Genomic DNA, 18,101 nt, shown 5'->3' on the forward strand with positions numbered 1-18,101 from the left:
TTCACTCTGCCGGGTGCATGGCCGCCGTTTGCAGCTCTGCAGCAGGTTGGCGCGCCAGACTCAGGCTCAGTCCTGCGCCTACGGCCAGACAGGCAGCGATGCACAGTATGGCGACGGTGAAGGCGTGGGTGATGGCCGCCGCGTCCGTGTCCTTGCCCAGAAGCGAGTAAAAAATGCCACCGATGATCGCCACGCTCAGTGCCGTGCTGATTTGCAGGGTGGAACTGGTGATGCCCGCAATCATGCCGGAATACGCCGGTGCCACGCGTCCTGTGATCATGCGCATCAATGTCGGAAGGGCCAGTCCTTGTCCGAAGCCGATCAGAAAGAGAATCACGGCAAGGGACAGCGCAGAGGGCGTGACGGCCGTCGGTGTGTGCGCCACGAGCCAGGCCAATAGCACGAACCCCAGCACTTCGAGTGACATTCCGAAGGGATTCACATAAGACCCCAGCAAACGCCGGAACAGATGGGTGGTGAGCGGCCCGAGCAAAAAACCTGCGCCGAATGGAAGGAAGACCAGACCTGCACTGAGTGGGCTCGTATGCAGCGCGCCCTGTAAATAGATGGAAAACAGCAGGAAGAACACACCGATTGCGTAGAAGGTCAGTGCGACGAGCAATGCACGGCCCAGCCCGGGCGCACGCAGTGCAGCAGGGTTCAGCAACGGCGCGCCTTGCGCTTGATACAAACTGGCTTCGTAGCGCCAGAACAGCCAGGCAAGCAGTGGCGTCGCCGCCAGCGACAGCCAGGCCCACAACGGCCAGCCCGCTTCACGTCCCTCGATCAGCGGAACGATCAGCGCCGCAAGCGTCACCATCGACAACAGCGTTCCACCCAGATCCAGCTTGCTGGTCTGGGGTGCGCGGGTTTCCTTGACCACGGGGATGGCGATCAGAATGACCAGCAACGCAATCGGTAAATTCACCAGAAATATCGTCCGCCAGCCCAGGTTCATCAGGTTGAGCGAGATCAGAATCCCGCCAAGTGCCTGGCCGACTACCGACGCCAAACCAAACACCGCACCGTACAGGCTCAACGCCAAGGGTTTTTCCGACTCAGGGAATATCGCCTGCACTGAAGCGAGTGCCTGCGGCGCCATGACGGCGGCCGTCACGCCTTGCAGCGAGCGTCCGGCGATCAACACCCAGGGTAACTCGGCGACACCGCAGATCAGTGAGGCGACGGCAAAGCCAATCAGGCCAACGAAGAACATTCTCATGCGGCCAAAGATGTCACCAAGCCGTCCGCCGGTGATCAGTGTCACGGCATACAGCGCCGCGTAAGAAGAGATGATCAACTGTTCGGCAGAGGAGGCCGTGCCTAGCGATTGCTGAATCGAAGGCAGCGCTACGTTCACGATGAAGAAATCCAGCGGCGGCAAGAATGCACCGACCAACAGGATGGCGAACATCAGCCAGCGCCGCTGTTCCGGAAGGGCTACTATTTTCTCAGGCATAAGGTCTCCTTTCTGAAACCCTTCGGCTCCAGAATATTTTCGATTGCGGGTCATGCTTTGAATCAGCTGACTTCAATCTAAACGATCAAACCCTGGCTGACGCCTCACATAAATGAACGGCCAATGTTCATTTATGGCAGTGCCGCTGTGCCTTTGCCTCCTCGCACAATGGCCGCACTGTGGTTCCAGTCGAGCCACACAACCGAAATTGAGGAGTCAGTTATGTCAGGTAAATTCGCTGATCAGGTCGCAGTCGTCACCGGCGCGTCCACCGGGATCGGATTTGCGATTGCACAGGGTTTGATTGCCGAGGGCGCCAGGCGCGTTTACATCACCGGGCGTTCTGCAGCCACGCTGGAGGCTGCGGTGGCCAAGCTTGGCGACAGGGCGGTCGCGGTCATTTCCGATGTCGCGCGCCAGGTTGATCTGGACGAGCTCAAGGCGACGATTGAGGCGCACGACGATCAACTGGACTCAGTGTTTGCCAATGCGGGTATTTGTGAAAAGAACCCGCTGGGCGAGACCACCGAGGCCGCCTATTTCAACATGTTCGACATCAACGTAAAGGGAGTCTTTTTTACTGTACAGACGTTGATGCCATTGTTGAAAAATGGCGCTTCGATCGTACTGACGGCCTCTATCTGTTCCAGCAATGGCATGGAAGGACTGAGCCTCTACAACGCGTCCAAAGCCGCGGTACGTTCCTTTGCCAGGACGTGGGCCAACGAACTCAAAGGTCGCAAGATCAGAGCGAATGTCCTGAGCCCTGGCTTCACCCGCACACCGCTGATGGATAACGGCTTGAAGATGAGCGAAACCGACGTCGCCGCGCTGCGTCAGCACGTCGAGCAGATCACGCCATTGGGGTACATGGCCGAGCCTGAGGAAATCGCCTCGTCGGCGCTGTTTCTTGCGTCTGCCGATGCGAAATATGTCAACGGTGTGGAGTTGATGGTCGACGGCGGCCTGTCGCAGATCTGACCACGTGCTCAACCGTAGCGCAGCCCTCGCGCAGGGCTGCCTTCCTCGCTTATGCGCAGCCCCTGCAGGAAACCTCATCATGAACAATGAACAACTGACAGCCCGACTGGACGCCCTGGAAAGTCGCGCCGCCATCGAGTCGCTGATCAGCGCCTACGCCAATGCTTTCGACCGCATCGACGCCTCGCTTCTTAGCTTAATCTGGCACGAAGAGTCGACACTGGATCTACCGGGTTTTGGCCAGGCTGGAAACCGTGACGAAATCTTGGCGATGGCGCAAAACAGCTGGCGCCAGATGCCCCATATGCACCACTGGATGGCCAACCCGCTGATTGAAATCGAGGGTGACAGCGCAGTGGGCACGGTAGCTGCGGATTGCCTGTTTCATGACATTGAAAAAGGCCCGGTGCAAGTCAGCGGTCTTTACCACGACAGGTTTGAACGTCGGGACGGAAAGTGGGCGTTCCTGTCACGTCGTTTTGAACTGCACTTCCTGACGCCGTTAAAAGATTGGGTACCCGCAGCGGGCGAAGAACAGTTTGCAGCGGTCGAGCAGCTCAAGGGAACGACAGCGAAAAACGAATAGTCCCGGCCCTTGGCTGTTCGACACCCACGTGGCCGCCATGCAGTTGCATGATGGCCACGACAATGGCGAGGCCAAGCCCGTAGGAGTCGGAATTCTGGTGCCGAGACGCATCGCCACGGTAAAAGCGGTCGAAGAGTTTGCCCAGGGTTTCGTCGCCCAGCACCGGCCCTTGGTTCTCCACTTCAATCCGGGCACCTCCGTGGGTTTCCAATACCCGTATCAGAATCTCGGTGCCCTCGTAAGCGTAGCGAACAGCGTTCGCCACCAGGTTGCTCAACGCTCTGCGCAGCAGCAAGGGGTCAGCGAGCACGATACCATCGCCCGTTATTTGGAAGCTCATTCGCCGCTCTTCAGCCAAGCCCTCAAAATACTCAGCGATGCGCTGTGATTCGTCATGCAGCGACAGTTGCTGGCGCTCCACTACGGCTTGCGCTTCATCGGCGCGCGCCAGAAACAGAATGCTTTCGACGATGCGCGAGATCCGTTCGAGTTCTTCAAGGTTCGAAGCGATCAGCGCTTGATATTCGTCCTCGCTACGGCGTTGGCGTAGGGCAACCTGACAATGTCCCATCAACGACCCGACCGGCGTGCGGATTTCATGGGCAAGGTCGGCGGAAAATTGCGTCAGTCGCTGATAACCCTGGGCAAGACGATCAAGCATCGCGTTATAGGCGTCACTCAGCTGTTGCAATTCAACCGGCGTATCGGCGCTGTCCATGCGGCTGTGCAGACGCTCAGGCGTTATGGCTGCGGCATGGGCGGCCATTTTGCGCAGCGGACGCAGCCCGCGACGCAATAACAGATAACCCAGCAACGCGGTTGCCAGAAAGGCAAGGGCCACGGCCAGGTAGATGCGCTCGCGATACGCTGCAAGCATCGCCATTTCCTTGCCCATAAGGTGGGCGGCCGTCAATCGGACTACACGGCCACCCGACGTCGTGACTACGGAGGCGGCGCGCAGCCTTGTTCCCGAGTCGGTCACGCCGCTGCGCAGATCACTGACGCTCAGCTTTGTGTCCTGGCCGATCACCGGCAGTTCAGGCAACGTGACGTTGAGTGGATTGACCTGGATGACCGGTGGCTGCCCCGGCTCTTCAATGATGAAGATGTCGTCTTCGCTGTCGAGCATGTTCTTGAAAATCTGCGGGCTGTCGCGCAGCTTTTCGATGGCGAGTTCGTAATGCAGGAGCTTGCGAAAATGCTCCAGACGGCCCATCACCGCGTGATCGCTGTAGACCAATACCGAGGCCTTCATCGTCTGATACAGATAGAAGCCCGCGCCGGCCACGGCCAGCATCGCGACCATGGCAAACGCCACGGTCGATCGCAGCGTCAGCGAGGGTTGGCGTCGGGACCGCATGGCCTCACCTCGCAGACATAGCCGATACCGCGAATGGTATGGATCAGCTTGATCGGGTAGGGCTGGTCGACCTTGTTGCGCAGGCGCTTGACAGCGACGTCCACCACGTTGGTATCGCTGTCGAAATTCATGTCCCAGACTTCCGAAGCGATTTGTGTCCTGGACAACACATCGCCGGCTCGACGGAGAAACAGATGGAGCAGGGCGAACTCCTTGTTGGTCAGCACGATCACCTGTTGTTGGCGGGTCACGCGGCGCCGGACCAGATCCAGTTCGAGATCGGCAAGGTGGAAATGGTCGGCTTCGCGCACGACACCGCGGCGCAGAATAGTGCGGATGCGCAACAGCAGTTCGGTAAACGAAAAAGGTTTGATCAGGTAATCATCGGCGCCCAGTTCCAGACCGCGAATGCGGTCTTGCAACTGGTCGCGCGCGGTGAGGAACAGCACGGGGACATCTTGTCTGGCGCGCAACAGCTCGATGATCTGAAACCCGTCAATCCCGGGCAACATCACGTCCAGCACGATCAGGTCATAGGTCGTATGCAAGGCCATGTGCAGGCCGTCGGCGCCATGCTGGGTCCAGTCGACGTTGTAACCGGACTCACCGAGCCCCTTTTTCAGGTACTCACCTGTTTTGGTGTCATCTTCGATCAGCAGGATATGCATCGTCAGGCGCGCTCGGGTTTCTTCATGACGGGGTTAAGTCCGCGACATCGGTATCTCGGCTGTGCAGTGTAACGGGATGAGCGGGCGCAGTCGGTTACATTTCTGTCATACATGGTCAGGGTTGGCGAATGACAAAAATGTCATTCGACGGTCATCGTGACGTCCCGGTCTGCGGTCGAGGATGGCGACACATCAACCCATGAGGAATCGTCGCCATGCAACTCAAAAACGCCCTGTCTACCACGTTCGGTTTGGTGATGCTCAGCGCTGCCGTCATTGCCACCGCCGCCGACATGCCGGTCATCAAACCACTGCGCGGTACGGTGGAAAGCGTCAGCAACAACACGCTGACCTTCACTGTCCGCTCTGGCGCCCAGCAGACGATCGGACTGACTGACAAGACCGGTATCAGCCGGGTATCGAAGGCCAATATCGACTCGATCAAATCCGACAGCTTCATCGGCTCGGCGGCCATCCCGCAGGCCAACGGAACCTTGAAGGCGCTTGAGGTCACGGTATTCGACGCCAGGCTCAAGGGCAGCGGCGAAGGTCATTACGGTTGGCAGAACGCAGACGGCAGCACTGGCACCATGACCAACGGCACCGTTGGCAAACTGTCCAAAACCGACGGCCGCACGTTGACCGTCAACTACCAGGGCGGCGAGAAACAAATCGTCGTGCCGGATGACGTGCCTATCGCCTACGTCGAGCCAGGCAAAGCCGATGAACTGGTCAAAGGCACCAAAATTGTCGTGTTCCCCGCTGCAGATGGCACCGCACGCGGCATTGCAGTCGGCAAGGATGGCTTCCAGCCACCGATGTAATCATCTGAGAAAGCTTGAGCGTTGCCGTCTCGCAACGCTCCGCTACACGGAAGGCTTGCAAGGGGAACCACGTGAGACAGAAGAAACCGCATCCCTGGCCGGTTCGCCTCACCCATTGGCTCAATGCGGCCTGCATGGTCTGCATGTTCATGAGCGGTTGGGCTATCTACAACGCCTCGCCACTGTTCAGTTTCAGGTTTCCGGTGTCATTGACCGTGGGCGGTTGGCTGGGCGGGGCACTTGCCTGGCATTTTGCGTTCATGTGGCTGCTGCTGATCAACGGCGCGATCTATGTGCTGTACGGGTTGGCCAGTCGTCATTTCAAACGTGAGCTGCTGCCCATCGGCATTGCCGCATTGAAGCATGATCTGACCGATGCCTTGCGCTTTCGGCTGGTGCATGAAAAGGGTGTCTATAACGCAGTACAGCGCCTGATGTACTGGATCGTGCTGGCGGCAGGTGTACTGATCGTGATCTCGGGTGTAGCGATCTGGAAACCGGTTCAACTTCAAGAGCTGGTCGCGTTACTGGGCGGCTATGACGTTGCTCGTTACGTACATTTTGCGGCCATGGCGACGATTGCAGCGTTTGTAGTGATTCACCTGGTCTTGGTGATTCTGGTACCAAAAACCCTGGTGCCAATGATCACGGGTGGAGTGCGGACGCCTGATAACGAGAAAAATGGGTCATGACTGAATTTAAAATAACAACGCGTCAGCGCGTCAGGATTGAACCTGCGCAACAGCTTGAACTGGAAAACATTCAGCGCCGGCATTTTCTTCGGGCCGGCCTGACGGTTGGCGCGATGTCGATGCTGACCGGTTGCAACCTGCAGGACGGCGATCAGGTCGACAAAGTGCTTTGGGCCATGTCGCGTTGGAACGACCGGGTCCAGGCGTGGCTGTTCAGTGGACGGAAACTGGCGCCGACCTTCGCCCGCGCGCAGATCACCAAGCCGTTTCCGTTCAACGCTTTCTATGGTCAGGACGATATCCCTGAAGTAGACCTGACCAGTTACTCGCTCGCCGTCTCCGGCCGGATCAGGGACAAGGCGCCGTGGACACTCGAAAGCTTGCGCAAGCTGCCGCAACGCAGCGATATCACTCGGCTGATCTGTGTTGAGGGCTGGAGCGCGATCGGGCAATGGGGAGGTGTACCGCTGAAAACCTTCCTGGAAAACATCGGCGCCGACACCACAGCGAAATTTGTCGGTTTCAAATGTGCCGATCGTTACTACTCCAGTCTGGACATGCCGACTGCCTTGCACCCGCAGACGCTGTTGGCACTGGATTACGCTGACGTGGCGCTGCCGCCCGAGTACGGCTATCCGCTGAGGGTTCGGGTCCCCACCAAACTGGGCTTCAAAAACCCCAAGCATGTTGTCGAGATTTTCGTCAGCAACGACAACCCGGGCGGGTATTGGGAAGACCAGGGCTACAACTGGTTCAGCGGGATCTGATGAAGCAAAGAACGGAACTGTCACGCCAGGAACACTGGCGAGATTCATGACACCAAGCGTGATATGAGGCATGCCGATGACCGGTATTTCTGCAGTACCGAGAGCACCATCCGTCTTGCCGACATCAGAATCCAGGATGCGGGCAACGAGTGATGGAGCAGATTTCCAATCTCTCTTGCAGGCTCAGTCCAGGCAACCTTTACAACAGTCGGATAAAGCTCGCACTCGGATGCTCTTTGATAATCTTGCCGCATGTACCTTCAATGGCGAAAAAAGAGCTATCTGCTCTGATGTTATCGGCACAGGGGGACTGAATGCGTTCGCCATTGCAGTGGCTCTCTTGCCGCTAACCGTCACCTGGGTACCGACCGAAATTGTTCGAGCGCCACTGCGTTCGCCTGGAATACGGACTTTTCGCCGCCGCAATCCCTCTTCAGCCGAGAGCTCCTTCCTCAACCGGTCAAATTCGGAGGATAGGGGTTACGATTAGACGGGTCTCGAAAGCTTGCTCGCCGTAGGCCAGTATTATTAAGGGAGAAGCAGATACCGCCAATTCTCACCTGTAGCGTTGAATGGTCTTTCGTTCGCCTAAAATAGAAAGCCCGATGGCTTCTCTATCGTGGGTGGTGTTATGAGGCAGCGTCGACTTACAGCCTATTTTTCTACCCCGCTGTCATCCCCCGTTTATTCTGAGCATCAGAGAGTTATAGCCCTCCATCAGGGCTACTTTTGGCCGAAGGTAGTCGTTCGTGAACGGCTGCTTTCGGCCATAAGCGGCCGTTTTGGAATGGCAGGAAACGACCGATAACTCCCTTCGATACGCGAGTTTCGCCCGCCAGCGGCTCGATTGTTAGAATATGGCGGAGAGCTGCAAAACCGCCTACGCTTATAGAATGATTCCTCGAACGCCTTGCCCATCTGGTGGTATAGAGCCGAGAGATCTGACTTCCTTTGACGGTCCGCTTAACACCCACCCGGACCAACCCGCGCCTGTCGCCAGCAACGGCTCCCTGAGTCCGGTCCACACGACCAGCAGTACGGCGCAACGGGTAAAAGCCAGACCCAGTCCCCCCACCTGCCGTTCAAAAGCGACCGATGCTGCAGCACCTCTGGAAACGGGGGCGCTGTTCACGTTCTGCCATGAGGTCAATCCGTATGTATCGGCCGAGCACGATTCCTTACCAGCACCATCGAGGGTTCAGCCGAACCTTCACTCAGGGGCATTTGAGCCTTGGATTATTCTTTCCCATGGAGGCGTTCGACGGGGACACTCCGAGCATGCTCAACCAGGTCACACTGGCTAAACAATCCGAGGCGCTGGGCTTCTGCGCGCTCTGGTTTCGCGACGTGCCGCTTCGCGACCCTGGCTTCGGCGATGTCGGCCAAGTCTTCGACCCCTGGGTTTACCTGGGTTATATGGCCGCCCATACCTCGGAGATTGCACTTGGCACCGCCTCCATCGCCATCCCGCTGCACCATCCCCTGCACACGGCCAAGGCGTCAGCCAGCGTCGATCAGTTGAGCACTGGTCGCTTGATTCTGGGGGTTGCTTCGGGAGATCGGCCAGTGGAGTTTTCGGCGTTTGGCGTCGATCCCGAAAGGCGTGGAGAGATCTTTCGAGAACACTACGAAGTGATTCGCCGCGCCCACAGCACCAGTTTTGAGCCCATCCACTGGAGCACTGGTGAAATGCAAGGCGCAGACCTGATTCCGAAACCTACCACCCAATTCATTCCAATGCTCGTGACCGGCAACAGTCGCCAGTCACTGGATTGGATCGCGCGTGAGAGCAACGGATGGATCAACTATCCACGCATTCCGAACATGCAGCGGCTGGTCGTGGAAGATTGGCGGCTGGAGGTCACGAAACAATGTGGTTCTGTGTATAAACCCTTTACTCAGTCGCTGTACATCGATCTCGATGAGAATCCGTCAACGCCACCCACACTTATCCATTTGGGGTTCAGACTTGGACGTTACCATCTACGATTTTTACTGGAGTCGCTTGAGGAAATCGGCGTGGACCACGTCATTCTCAATCTCAAATACGGCAAGCGCCCTGCGGTGGAAGTTATTGAGGAATTGGGTACGCACATCGTTGCGCAGTTCGGAGTGCAGCCGCGTCAGGCAGCTCATTGAACATCGGTCAGTGCTACGCCGACGAATGCTCACTTGACGAAACCATAAGGTGTCACGGCGCGGATGACCTCCGGTTCTATATCAATGATGGAGATCTTCGCGCCATGAGCGACCGGTGCCCGGCAAACAATCTACCCTACCCAGCCTAAACCCGTGATGAGCACGTTGCCTTGCAGATTCTGTGCGGCTTCCACGCCGTCCCTGGACACGATTTGCGCGCGTATCCTTTCACTTATACCGAGCGCGCAAGCATGGCATGAATCCTGGACACGGCACTTTAGCCATGACATTTATCTTCACAAGTGTTTTGATTGATCATCGCCCGGAACAGCAGCAGGCCCAGGCTATCCTGATTTTCACAAAATACATCGTGGGCCTCCCTGTACTGACTGGAGCTTCCTATTGGGTTTGCTTAGCCGGGTAGCTTGGCCGCAAGGACGTCAACCTTCTCGATTGATGGCGCTTCGGCAAATAGCTCGGCAGCGTTTGCCATAAGCGCCGCCGCGACCTTGCCCGAAAGATGAGCCTGCCGGCCCGCTTCATCCGGGAATGCGTCAAAGATGCCAAAGGTGGACGGCCCCAAGCGGATTCCAAACCAGGCTGTAGTGGCTGGCTCCTCCTCCACTAAAGGAAGGCCGCTCAAGAGAAAGCGCTCCACCTCTTTCTCTTTCCCAGGTTTTGCTTCCAGACGAACCAACAACGCTACTTTGACCATGACGTGGCTCCTGTTGTTACGATGCGGCTGGTGCTATCTGGTCGCAATAGCTAAAAGGGGGCATTCGGCTATTAACTATGGTCGACGACACCAGGATTACAAACCCAAAGAGACCAAGGGTAGCGACGCATGTCGCCCGGACACTGAGAATAACGTTGTGGGCAACGCGCAAGCCGCAGACCAGCCGCTTGATCACTTATCCCGAGCTGTGACCTGATAATCAAGACTCAACGATATCTGAAATTCAGGAGAACATAACAGATCATGGTTACTGTCAGGCCGACCAATATGTACTCGACACGCGGTAGAAATATAACTAACCCACCTAAAGAAAACACGATCAAGGTGTTTTGCAGTATGTATTTCCTTATCCGACTCACGGCTATGAAATAGCCATATTGCTTCCCCAGGAAAAATAATGCCATGCCGATGATCGACATGATCTGGAAATCGCGCATCGCAATGTCATTCAGGATCGCATGCCTGATTAAATTCGCCAGGAGTGCCAGCCCGATAAAAAGAAAAAGGTGCGAGTAGATCAAGGCGTGCCCACTCATACTGCTGTGATGTTTGCTCAGCAGGTAAAAGCTATCAAAATAGATCCACCAGATACTGCAAATCATGATGAATCCGGTGATTGCCGCCGTCACATTATAACGATCCCATTGAATGTTAGATAAACCCCCAGAAAGACTGATCACTGACTCACCCAACAAGATGATGGTGAGCAAGCCTATGCGTTCAACCAAGTGTTCTGTATGGGCTGGCAGTGACTTGAGTTTAGTCCAGAAAAATACAGGAAACAGAATGTCGAGAACAATTCCAACATAAGCGACAAGGTAACGCACAGGCGGGTCAAAAAGAACCGATGAGAGACTAATGACTGCGCTAATTAACAGGGCGAAGCCGAGCCTGGAGGAGAGCTCGCCGCGGGAATCGAATTTACTTATGGACGAAATGTACATGATACTGATGATGGCACGTATGCCAAAATAGCAGGCAATAATAAGCGGGTAGTTCACTTCCAGGTCTTCCCCGATCCGTGCCGATAGCACAATGAGCAGGAGCATTATGAATAATGTTGCCAAACGGTGAAGATTGCTGTCTGTATCAAACCTGTTGGAGTAAATCGTGTGACTGGACCAGATCCACCACAACGGTACAAAAAGCAATAAGAATGTCCATAATTGCTTATGTTCAAAGTGGCCTTCATGAACATGTCCGAGAGTGTGCGTAACCTGGCCTATCGTAACAACGAAAGTCAGGTCGAAAAACAACTCCAACCATGTGGCGTGTCGATTTTTTTCATAATACTTCAAAGATTTCATTAGCTGCCGGCTCCGAGTGCACCTCTTTAATGTAGAAGGAAGCTAACGCTGGTTTGCCCTCGGCTCTGGTGTGGGTGATGCCAGGCCGATGTGGCTATCTAGCGATTTTGTCCGCGAACTAACAGAAGCTCAATTATCTGACTCATCTCGTTGAACTCTGGGGCCCCGTCATAACGAAGCCCGTCAAAGTAAAACGCCGGAGTACCATTCACGCCGCTGCGTACACCGCCATTGAAATCGGATTGTATTTTGGGGATGTAAGTGTCCTCTCGCATGGCAACGTCGAGTTCCTCGCTGGAAAGGCCGTGTTTTAGAACAATGGCGCGATACAGCGGCAGACCCAATCGATCCTGATTTTCATACAATTCGTCGTGAGCCTCCCAGAAGAACCCTCGACTCCCGGCATACTCCGCGGTAACCGCTGCACCCAGCGCATGCGGGTGAGCGGTGGTCAGAGGAAAGTTACGGAACACGAACAGCAAATCATCGCGAAAATGCTGTTGCAGATTCTTGACCATCCAATACGCTTCACCGCAATAGGGACATTCATAGTCGCCAAATTCCACCAAGGTGACCTTGGCATGCGCACTTCCCTGGCGATGGTCGTTGGCACTTACCGGGACTTTGAGAGTGGCCATGTAATCACCTGTTAATTTTTGGTTGGCGTGCTTTGTGGCGAATTTGCCAGAGCATCCAGCGCATCCAGAATGCCGTCCGCCCCAGGGTTAATTGCCATTGGTGAGACGTAGCTCCAGGCGACCACCCCCTCCTTGTCAATCACGAACAGTGCCCTCTTACAAACTCCGAGCTGGGACTCGTACGCTCCATACTGACGTGCCACCGCCCCTTTGGGCTCAAAATCGGCCAGCAGGCTGAAGTGGAAATTTCGATCTTTGGCAAAGGCCTGATGACACCAGGCGCTGTCAACCGAGATACCCAATAGCACCGCACCGTATTCTCTGAAGGTGGGTAACAACTGGTTGTACAAGGTCAGTTGGTCACCACACACCGAAGTCCAGTCAGCGGGATAAAACGCCAGTATCACGGGGTTCCTCTTTAACTCGCGCAGCGACAACTGTTGATCAGGGGTTGCGTGAAGAGTGAAGTCGGGCGCGATAGTGCCGGCCGGCAGCGGACCCTGAACCAGGTCGCCATTGGTTTTTTGTGCATCATCGAACTCTAAAGTATTCATTGCTTGAACCTTGATAGATGGGTGGTTGGGACGTGCTCAGTGGGATGCGACGTGCCCGGCGGGATAACTCCATCCACCATCAAGGGGTTCAAAAAAAGACAACGCTGCCTCGATCTCAGCCTGAGCCTGAGTGATTTCGGCAGCGAAACGTTCACGTTCCGCATCAAGGAACACAAGAAGATCCGCCGTGTAATCGCGGAATTGGATTAGGCCAGATTGGCAGGGGAATGGTCAGATTCGCTCTGGCTCACCAATCACTATAGTCGTTGATGACGCTTACCGTAGTAGCTGAAAGATTTTTCGCTACCCTCCAGTGCCAACAACACTCACGCGCTTATCTTGCTGCCATTTCAGGCGGCGTTTTAACACGATGATTTTGGCAGCTATTTCGCCACTTCAGACAAATTTACATCTGCTTTCTGGACGACAACTGCTGCCCCTTACGACAAGCAGAAATCGACCAGAGGCAGACACTGAAACCGCCTTCAGGTCTACAGAATGAAGGTTGATATGGGAAATGCTCTGGACAAACGAGTCGTTGTCATTAGTGCCGGCATCGTGGGCGCTTCGCTGGCGTATCACCTTGCTGATAAAGGCGCGAATATCACCTTGGTTGAGGCTGAAGGTATTCAAAGATGCGGCTCGTGCAGCGATGGTGCTGTACCTAACGAATAGTCGAGATCGGTCTTCGGGAAGCTGAGCGATAGCCTTTGCGAATATTGTCACTGACCGCTTTTGGCCGGGAGCAGTAGTTCCCGGATGTCCGCTAATGGCCGATTGCTGTCTTTGGGAAGGTCCGCAGTCGACCCATAGCTGTCATTAAATTGAGGTAACGAAGCGGGTTTCGAGGCCTACACTTACTGACGGTAGCGCATTAATCAATACGACGGCATCGTCGCCCTGGTTAAGGTAGATCAACGAGTCACCGGTCTCGAACGTAACTCTGAATCCGGCCAGCCAAGGCTCTTGTCCGTTGAAAGAGTCAAGAATTCCCTCAACTGCGCAAATTTTTGTGTTCTCAAGGTGGGTTGCTGACAGATCCGCAAGCAGGTTTTCCCTCTTCCAGGAGCAGGTCACGTTTGGCTCTATCTCGAAGGGAGTCGGCGTATCAGAAGGAAACAAGTCCGCACCAACTCTCTCGCCATCACTCAAGAGATACATGGATAGAACTTCTCCTTCGCCAAAACGCCACTCTAGAGAACCTGTGTCTCCCAGATCTTTCTCGTCGTTGAAATAGTACTGGTCGTGCAGCAGCACGCTCAGCCGTTTTCCCAAAAGCGAACGTGCGTTTTGCAGGTCTAGGACAGCTCTTGTAGGGGATGGGGAGTGTCGGCTAGACATCGGCATCTCATATAGGATGGAAGAGAGACAGATACTACACAAACGCTATTACGTCCGCTTCTGGCCGATTGCTGCTGGTCGCGACCGTAGGTGATTGGTGCTAGATACGAAGAACCGCGTGAACTTGTATTAATTTCTTAGCCAGTTCAGCCAGAGCATTTCAGGGACTTCGGATCGAATGACACATTGGCCATACTTCGAATGTCAGGTACTGGTTGCCATTCAGCAGTGGTGGAGTCGATTTCGCGCAGAGTCCATTGCTGGGGGCCGGACCAGGACAGTTCTATGTAGGGGTCTTCAAGTACTTCGTTCGCTATTAACATGTCGACTTCGTCGGCAGTTCCCGGGAGCATGCCTCCGACAGCGATGGGCACGCGCTGATGCAAAAGGCTGTTGAGCATGCACAACAACTCGGCACGTGATGTGTAATGCACTCTGTAATCCCCGACTTCTGTGTAGGCAAACACCAGGCTGCCGGAAACGGAGTCGACGGAGCTGATCAAAGTGAGATGCGTCGGTGGCAGGCCTAACCCCTTTGAATACCGTAGTTTGATAACTGCGCCCCTTTATGTAGTTCGCTTTATGAGCTCGACGAGCTTCGCGGCTTCATTGCGCAATTCATCGAATCTTTCGTTTAGCACAACATGACCCAGCTTCCAGCAAAGGACGCCATTCTCATCACTTTGGCCAAGAATGAGATCATTGAATGAGCCCATTCCACCATAGGCTGACTGTAGGTACTCAATTCCGGAGTAATCAGAATCCATTAAGCGTGCTCTTGCCTTACGCATCCACAGGCTCCAGTGAGTATCTCCATCGCTCTCAAGCATTGCTGCAAGCTGATCAAGAACGCAGATCAGCTCTTCGGTTTTAGGTCCCATTTCTTGACATCGTCCAAGGTGAATCACGGTATGGGAAGGAACCCCACCGCCGAGTATTTTTCGTCAGTCTCGCTACATAAGCTACTGTTTTGCAATCAGGTTGTCCAAGGGCCGCTTTTGGCCGAAAGCAGGTGTTCGTGAGCGGCAGCTAATGGACGAAAGCGGTCTACTGAGCATTCAATGCTACCGTCGCGCTGTGCTTAGTTTTGTTGAGCACTTAACGGTGTCAGAAGGGGAGGGTTGCGGAAATGCCCGAAAAGATGCGGAAACGATCCAAAGAGAGAGGAGCAAATTTCCTGAATGCCAGAAACGACAAAGCCCTGAATAATCAGGGCTTTGTTGTACTTAAGATGGCGGAGGCGATGGGATTCGAACTCATGGACCTGTTACAGTCGACGGTTTTCAAGACCGTTGCCTTAAACCACTCGGCCACACCTCCGTTTGCGTTGCGGGCGCCATAATACCTGAATGAAACACACTGTCAAACTCTCTGCATGGCTTGTTACAGAGCGTCTGTTATGATCTTTGCGACTGAACGTTTCAAACCAACAGGAGTGTCGCCATGCGCGAACAGGATTACGCAGTTAATAACAGCGTGCAGGCTGAGCAGCTAGAGGTTAGCCGCGTCCTGCGCAACACTTATGGTCTCTTGGCTCTGACCCTCGCATTCAGCGGTGTGATGGCCTTCGTAGCCCAGCAGATGCGTGTCGGCTACCCGAACATTTTCGTGGTGCTGATCGGCTTCTACGGGCTGTTCTTCCTCACCAACAAACTCCGTGATTCCGCGTGGGGCCTGGTGTCCGCGTTTGCGTTGACCGGTTTCATGGGGTTCCTGCTCGGCCCGATCCTCAACCGTTACCTGGGCATGCAGGGCGGCGCTGAAGTGGTCAGCTCGGCATTCGCCATGACCGCACTGGTGTTCGGTGGCTTGTCGGCCTACGTGCTGATCTCGCGCAAGGACATGAGCTTCCTGAGCGGTTTCATCACCGCCGGTTTCTTCGTGTTGCTGGGTGCGGTAGTCGCCAGCTTCTTCTTCCAGATCAGCGGCCTGCAACTGGCGATCAGCGCCGGCTTCGTGCTGTTCTCGTCGGTCTGCATTCTGTTCCAGACCAGCGCGATCATCCACGGCGGCGAGCGCAACTACATCATGGCGACCATCAGCCTGTATGTATCGATCTACAACCTGTTCGTCAGCCTGCTGCAACTGTTCGGCATCATGAGCCGCGACGACTGATCTTCAAGGCTGCAATAAAAAACCCGCTTCGGCGGGTTTTTTATTGTCTGGAGAAAAGTGGAAGCTCAATTGATGACGATGCTGCCATCTACTTGTTGACGGTAGATTGTGTAGGGCAGCAGCAAGGTGTCGAGTGCGCCGGACACTACAGCGTCCACCAGCACCACGGGAATTGCCGCGTTGCGGTGATCGTCGGGATCGATGCCTGAGGCCAGCGGTGCGTTCAGTGTGCAGAAGTCGTAGGCGAGGCCGCTGTAGATTCTCGGCACCGCCCCGCAATAACTCTTTTTTTCCTTGAGCCCATCCACGGCAGCCTGATCATTGCGCGCCACCGTTTGAATCGTGCCACAGCCGCTGAGCAGCAGGGCCGCCAGCGTCATTGCCTGAATTTTCATACTGCCATTCCATAGCTGCGAAAACCCACAATCTACCCTGATCATGGGCAAAAGGCACCTATGCCATGGGCGGCAGGCGCCGTTTGACCGGGGTTTTCTTGACGATCGCCGTGTTGGTTTCCGCCAGCGTATTGAGCCGATCGAGCAAAGTATCGAGTTGCTCCATTGAACGCACGTGCAAGCGGGCGATAAAGCAGTCCTCACCGGTGACCTTGTCGCACTCGGTGAACTCCGGAATCGACATGATCTGGCGCTCCACCTCCTGCAATTGCCCCGGCAGCGGTCGCACCCGGACGATCGCCTGCAACTGATAACCGAAACATTTCGGATCGATCTCCACCGTGTAGCCTTTGAGCACGCCGCGTTCTTCCAGGCGCCGCAGTCGCTCGGCCACGCTCGGCGAAGACAGGCCACTGATCTGCGCCAGCGCTTTAAGCGAGCATCGCGAATCTTCCATCAGCGCGCCGATGAGAATCTGATCGATATCGTCAGTCATGTGCAAAGTCCCGATTAGGCGAAAGGAGCGAAACGCCCGCGATAAAAAAGGCAAAAATCGAGTTTAGCCTGCTTTATGCGCTGGAGCAGCCCGCCTTGCGATTGGCATACTTTTGCCATGCTTTCGCCACCGTCTCAGGAGATAAATATGGACAACACAACTCGTCGCGGCTCGCTGGAAATGACCGCCGCCATGCTGATATCCGGGACGATCGGCTGGTTTGTGCTGGTGTCCGGGCAACCGGTGCTGGACGTGGTGTTCTGGCGCTGCGTGTTCGGCGCCGGGACCTTGCTCTTGATCTGCGCCGCGTTCGGCTTCCTGCGCCCAGGGATTCTGACCCGCACAACGTTTCTGCTGGCGATACTGAGCGGAATGGCGATTGTCGGTAATTGGGTGTTGCTGTTCGCGTCCTATTCCCGCGCCTCGATTGCGATCGGCACGGCGGTGTATAACGTGCAGCCGTTCATGCTGGTCGGTCTTGCGGCCTTGTTTCTTGGCGAAAAAATCACCTTGCAGAAGCTGTTCTGGCTGGCAGTTTCCTTCATGGGCATGCTGGCAATCGTCAGCGCCCATGGCACTCAAGGGGAGAGCGGCAACGATTATTTGCTGGGGATTGCTCTCGCCTTGGGTGCGGCGTTTCTGTATGCGATTGCCGCACTGATCATCAAGCGCCTGACCGGCACGCCGCCACATCTGATCGCGCTGATTCAAGTCTGCACTGGCGTATTGTTGCTCGCGCCGTTCGCGCATTTCGGTGCGCTGCCGCAAGGTGCCGACGCCTGGGCCAGTCTGGTGACATTGGGTATCGTTCACACCGGTCTGATGTACGTGTTGCTCTACGGCGCCATTCAAAAGTTGCCGACAGCGCTGACCGGCGCGCTGTCGTTCATCTATCCGATTGCGGCGATTTTCGTCGACTGGTTCGCCTTCGGCCACCGCCTGGAACTGCTGCAATGGATCGGAGTGGCGGCGATTCTGCTGGCCGCTGCCGGCATGCAACAAGGCTGGGGCTGGAAAACCCGGCGGCTGGCGGCACAGTAAGG

At 55.5% G+C, this 18,101-nt stretch carries 19 protein-coding genes, 1 tRNA gene and 1 pseudogene; 9 read left to right on the forward strand and 12 right to left on the reverse strand.

Annotated elements, in window-relative coordinates; translation table 11 throughout:
- Window position 1 precedes the first annotated feature (1 nt).
- Window positions 2-1,513 (reverse strand): MFS transporter, encoded by a 1,512-nt coding sequence (locus AC0Z4S_RS02510; RefSeq protein ID WP_485621915.1) that lies wholly within the window; start codon window positions 1,511-1,513, stop codon window positions 2-4.
- Window positions 1,514-1,681: 168 nt separating this feature from the next.
- Here AC0Z4S_RS02510 and AC0Z4S_RS02515 point away from each other — a divergent pair, with 168 nt between their 5' ends.
- On the forward strand, window positions 1,682-2,440 hold the full coding sequence (locus tag AC0Z4S_RS02515; RefSeq protein ID WP_485621916.1) for an SDR family oxidoreductase: 759 nt from the start codon (window positions 1,682-1,684) through the stop codon (window positions 2,438-2,440).
- Window positions 2,441-2,519: 79 nt separating this feature from the next.
- Window positions 2,520-3,026, forward strand: a complete 507-nt coding sequence (locus tag AC0Z4S_RS02520) for a nuclear transport factor 2 family protein (protein ID WP_485621917.1) — start codon at window positions 2,520-2,522, stop codon at window positions 3,024-3,026.
- Here the strand turns inward: AC0Z4S_RS02520 and AC0Z4S_RS02525 are convergent.
- Both AC0Z4S_RS02525 and AC0Z4S_RS02530 read right to left on the reverse strand, forming a co-directional pair.
- Window positions 2,998-4,386 (reverse strand): heavy metal sensor histidine kinase, encoded by a 1,389-nt coding sequence (locus AC0Z4S_RS02525; protein WP_262138109.1) that lies wholly within the window; start codon window positions 4,384-4,386, stop codon window positions 2,998-3,000. The genes AC0Z4S_RS02520 and AC0Z4S_RS02525 overlap by 29 nt on opposite strands.
- Window positions 4,359-5,054 (reverse strand): heavy metal response regulator transcription factor, encoded by a 696-nt coding sequence (locus AC0Z4S_RS02530; protein WP_039760267.1) that lies wholly within the window; start codon window positions 5,052-5,054, stop codon window positions 4,359-4,361. Before AC0Z4S_RS02530 ends, AC0Z4S_RS02525 begins: the two co-directional genes overlap by 28 nt.
- A gap of 215 nt (window positions 5,055-5,269) precedes the next feature.
- On the opposite strand from AC0Z4S_RS02530, the gene AC0Z4S_RS02535 reads away from it, so the two are divergent.
- The 4 genes from AC0Z4S_RS02535 (at window position 5,270) to AC0Z4S_RS02550 (ending at window position 9,476) form a co-directional block, all read left to right on the forward strand.
- Window positions 5,270-5,878 carry a hypothetical protein gene (locus tag AC0Z4S_RS02535; protein WP_042609816.1) on the forward strand — a complete coding sequence of 203 codons (609 nt, stop codon included), beginning with the start codon at window positions 5,270-5,272 and terminating at the stop codon, window positions 5,876-5,878.
- A gap of 71 nt (window positions 5,879-5,949) precedes the next feature.
- Window positions 5,950-6,570 (forward strand): cytochrome b/b6 domain-containing protein, encoded by a 621-nt coding sequence (locus tag AC0Z4S_RS02540; RefSeq protein WP_485621918.1) that lies wholly within the window; start codon window positions 5,950-5,952, stop codon window positions 6,568-6,570.
- Window positions 6,567-7,337 carry a molybdopterin-dependent oxidoreductase gene (locus tag AC0Z4S_RS02545; RefSeq protein WP_485621919.1) on the forward strand — a complete coding sequence of 257 codons (771 nt, stop codon included), beginning with the start codon at window positions 6,567-6,569 and terminating at the stop codon, window positions 7,335-7,337. The genes AC0Z4S_RS02540 and AC0Z4S_RS02545 overlap by 4 nt, the downstream gene beginning before the upstream one ends.
- A 1,155-nt stretch (window positions 7,338-8,492) precedes the next feature.
- Window positions 8,493-9,476 (forward strand): LLM class oxidoreductase, encoded by a 984-nt coding sequence (locus tag AC0Z4S_RS02550; protein ID WP_485621920.1) that lies wholly within the window; start codon window positions 8,493-8,495, stop codon window positions 9,474-9,476.
- Window positions 9,477-9,888: 412 nt separating this feature from the next.
- Here the strand turns inward: AC0Z4S_RS02550 and AC0Z4S_RS02555 are convergent, their stop codons facing one another.
- From AC0Z4S_RS02555 to AC0Z4S_RS02570, 4 genes are all read right to left on the reverse strand, one after another.
- Window positions 9,889-10,191, reverse strand: coding sequence for a putative quinol monooxygenase (locus tag AC0Z4S_RS02555; protein ID WP_414869407.1), 303 nt, complete (start codon window positions 10,189-10,191; stop codon window positions 9,889-9,891).
- A 227-nt stretch (window positions 10,192-10,418) separates the two neighbouring features.
- On the reverse strand, window positions 10,419-11,519 hold the full coding sequence (locus tag AC0Z4S_RS02560) for a low temperature requirement protein A (RefSeq protein WP_414869406.1): 1,101 nt from the start codon (window positions 11,517-11,519) through the stop codon (window positions 10,419-10,421).
- A gap of 98 nt (window positions 11,520-11,617) precedes the next feature.
- Entirely contained in the window at window positions 11,618-12,157 is a 540-nt protein-coding gene (locus AC0Z4S_RS02565) for a DsbA family protein (protein ID WP_485621921.1), read from the reverse strand.
- An 11-nt stretch (window positions 12,158-12,168) separates the two neighbouring features.
- Window positions 12,169-12,711 (reverse strand): redoxin domain-containing protein, encoded by a 543-nt coding sequence (locus tag AC0Z4S_RS02570; RefSeq protein WP_485621922.1) that lies wholly within the window; start codon window positions 12,709-12,711, stop codon window positions 12,169-12,171.
- A 510-nt stretch (window positions 12,712-13,221) separates the two neighbouring features.
- Between AC0Z4S_RS02570 and AC0Z4S_RS02575 the strand changes: the two are divergent.
- Window positions 13,222-13,341: pseudogene (locus AC0Z4S_RS02575) on the forward strand (FAD-dependent oxidoreductase); the annotation flags it as partial.
- A gap of 189 nt (window positions 13,342-13,530) precedes the next feature.
- On the opposite strand, the gene AC0Z4S_RS02580 reads toward AC0Z4S_RS02575, so the two are convergent.
- The 3 genes from AC0Z4S_RS02580 to AC0Z4S_RS02590 all read right to left on the reverse strand — a co-directional run bounded on the left by AC0Z4S_RS02580 (window position 13,531) and on the right by AC0Z4S_RS02590 (window position 15,372).
- Window positions 13,531-13,968 carry a hypothetical protein gene (locus AC0Z4S_RS02580; RefSeq protein WP_224793204.1) on the reverse strand — a complete coding sequence of 146 codons (438 nt, stop codon included), beginning with the start codon at window positions 13,966-13,968 and terminating at the stop codon, window positions 13,531-13,533.
- A gap of 650 nt (window positions 13,969-14,618) precedes the next feature.
- Complete coding sequence (locus AC0Z4S_RS02585) at window positions 14,619-14,933, reverse strand: DUF6966 domain-containing protein (RefSeq protein WP_150776685.1); 315 nt, start codon at window positions 14,931-14,933, stop codon at window positions 14,619-14,621.
- A 351-nt stretch (window positions 14,934-15,284) separates the two neighbouring features.
- A tRNA-Ser gene (locus AC0Z4S_RS02590) sits at window positions 15,285-15,372 on the reverse strand.
- Between the two features lie 123 nt (window positions 15,373-15,495).
- Between AC0Z4S_RS02590 and AC0Z4S_RS02595 the strand changes: the two genes are divergently transcribed.
- Window positions 15,496-16,167 carry a Bax inhibitor-1/YccA family protein gene (locus tag AC0Z4S_RS02595; protein ID WP_042609827.1) on the forward strand — a complete coding sequence of 224 codons (672 nt, stop codon included), beginning with the start codon at window positions 15,496-15,498 and terminating at the stop codon, window positions 16,165-16,167.
- A 65-nt stretch (window positions 16,168-16,232) separates the two neighbouring features.
- Here AC0Z4S_RS02595 and AC0Z4S_RS02600 read toward each other — a convergent pair whose 3' ends face one another.
- Window positions 16,233-16,562: a YceK/YidQ family lipoprotein gene (locus AC0Z4S_RS02600; RefSeq protein ID WP_485621923.1), complete on the reverse strand. Its 330-nt coding sequence runs from the start codon at window positions 16,560-16,562 to the stop codon at window positions 16,233-16,235.
- Between the two features lie 58 nt (window positions 16,563-16,620).
- Entirely contained in the window at window positions 16,621-17,058 is a 438-nt protein-coding gene (locus AC0Z4S_RS02605; protein WP_485621924.1) for an Lrp/AsnC family transcriptional regulator, read from the reverse strand.
- A gap of 147 nt (window positions 17,059-17,205) precedes the next feature.
- Between AC0Z4S_RS02605 and AC0Z4S_RS02610 the strand changes: the two genes are divergently transcribed.
- Window positions 17,206-18,099, forward strand: a complete 894-nt coding sequence (locus AC0Z4S_RS02610) for a DMT family transporter (RefSeq protein ID WP_485621925.1) — start codon at window positions 17,206-17,208, stop codon at window positions 18,097-18,099.
- The last annotated feature ends 2 nt before the right edge of the window (window positions 18,100-18,101 follow it).

It is taken from the genome of Pseudomonas sp. 1L-B-1-E-C1 (genome assembly GCF_057291835.1).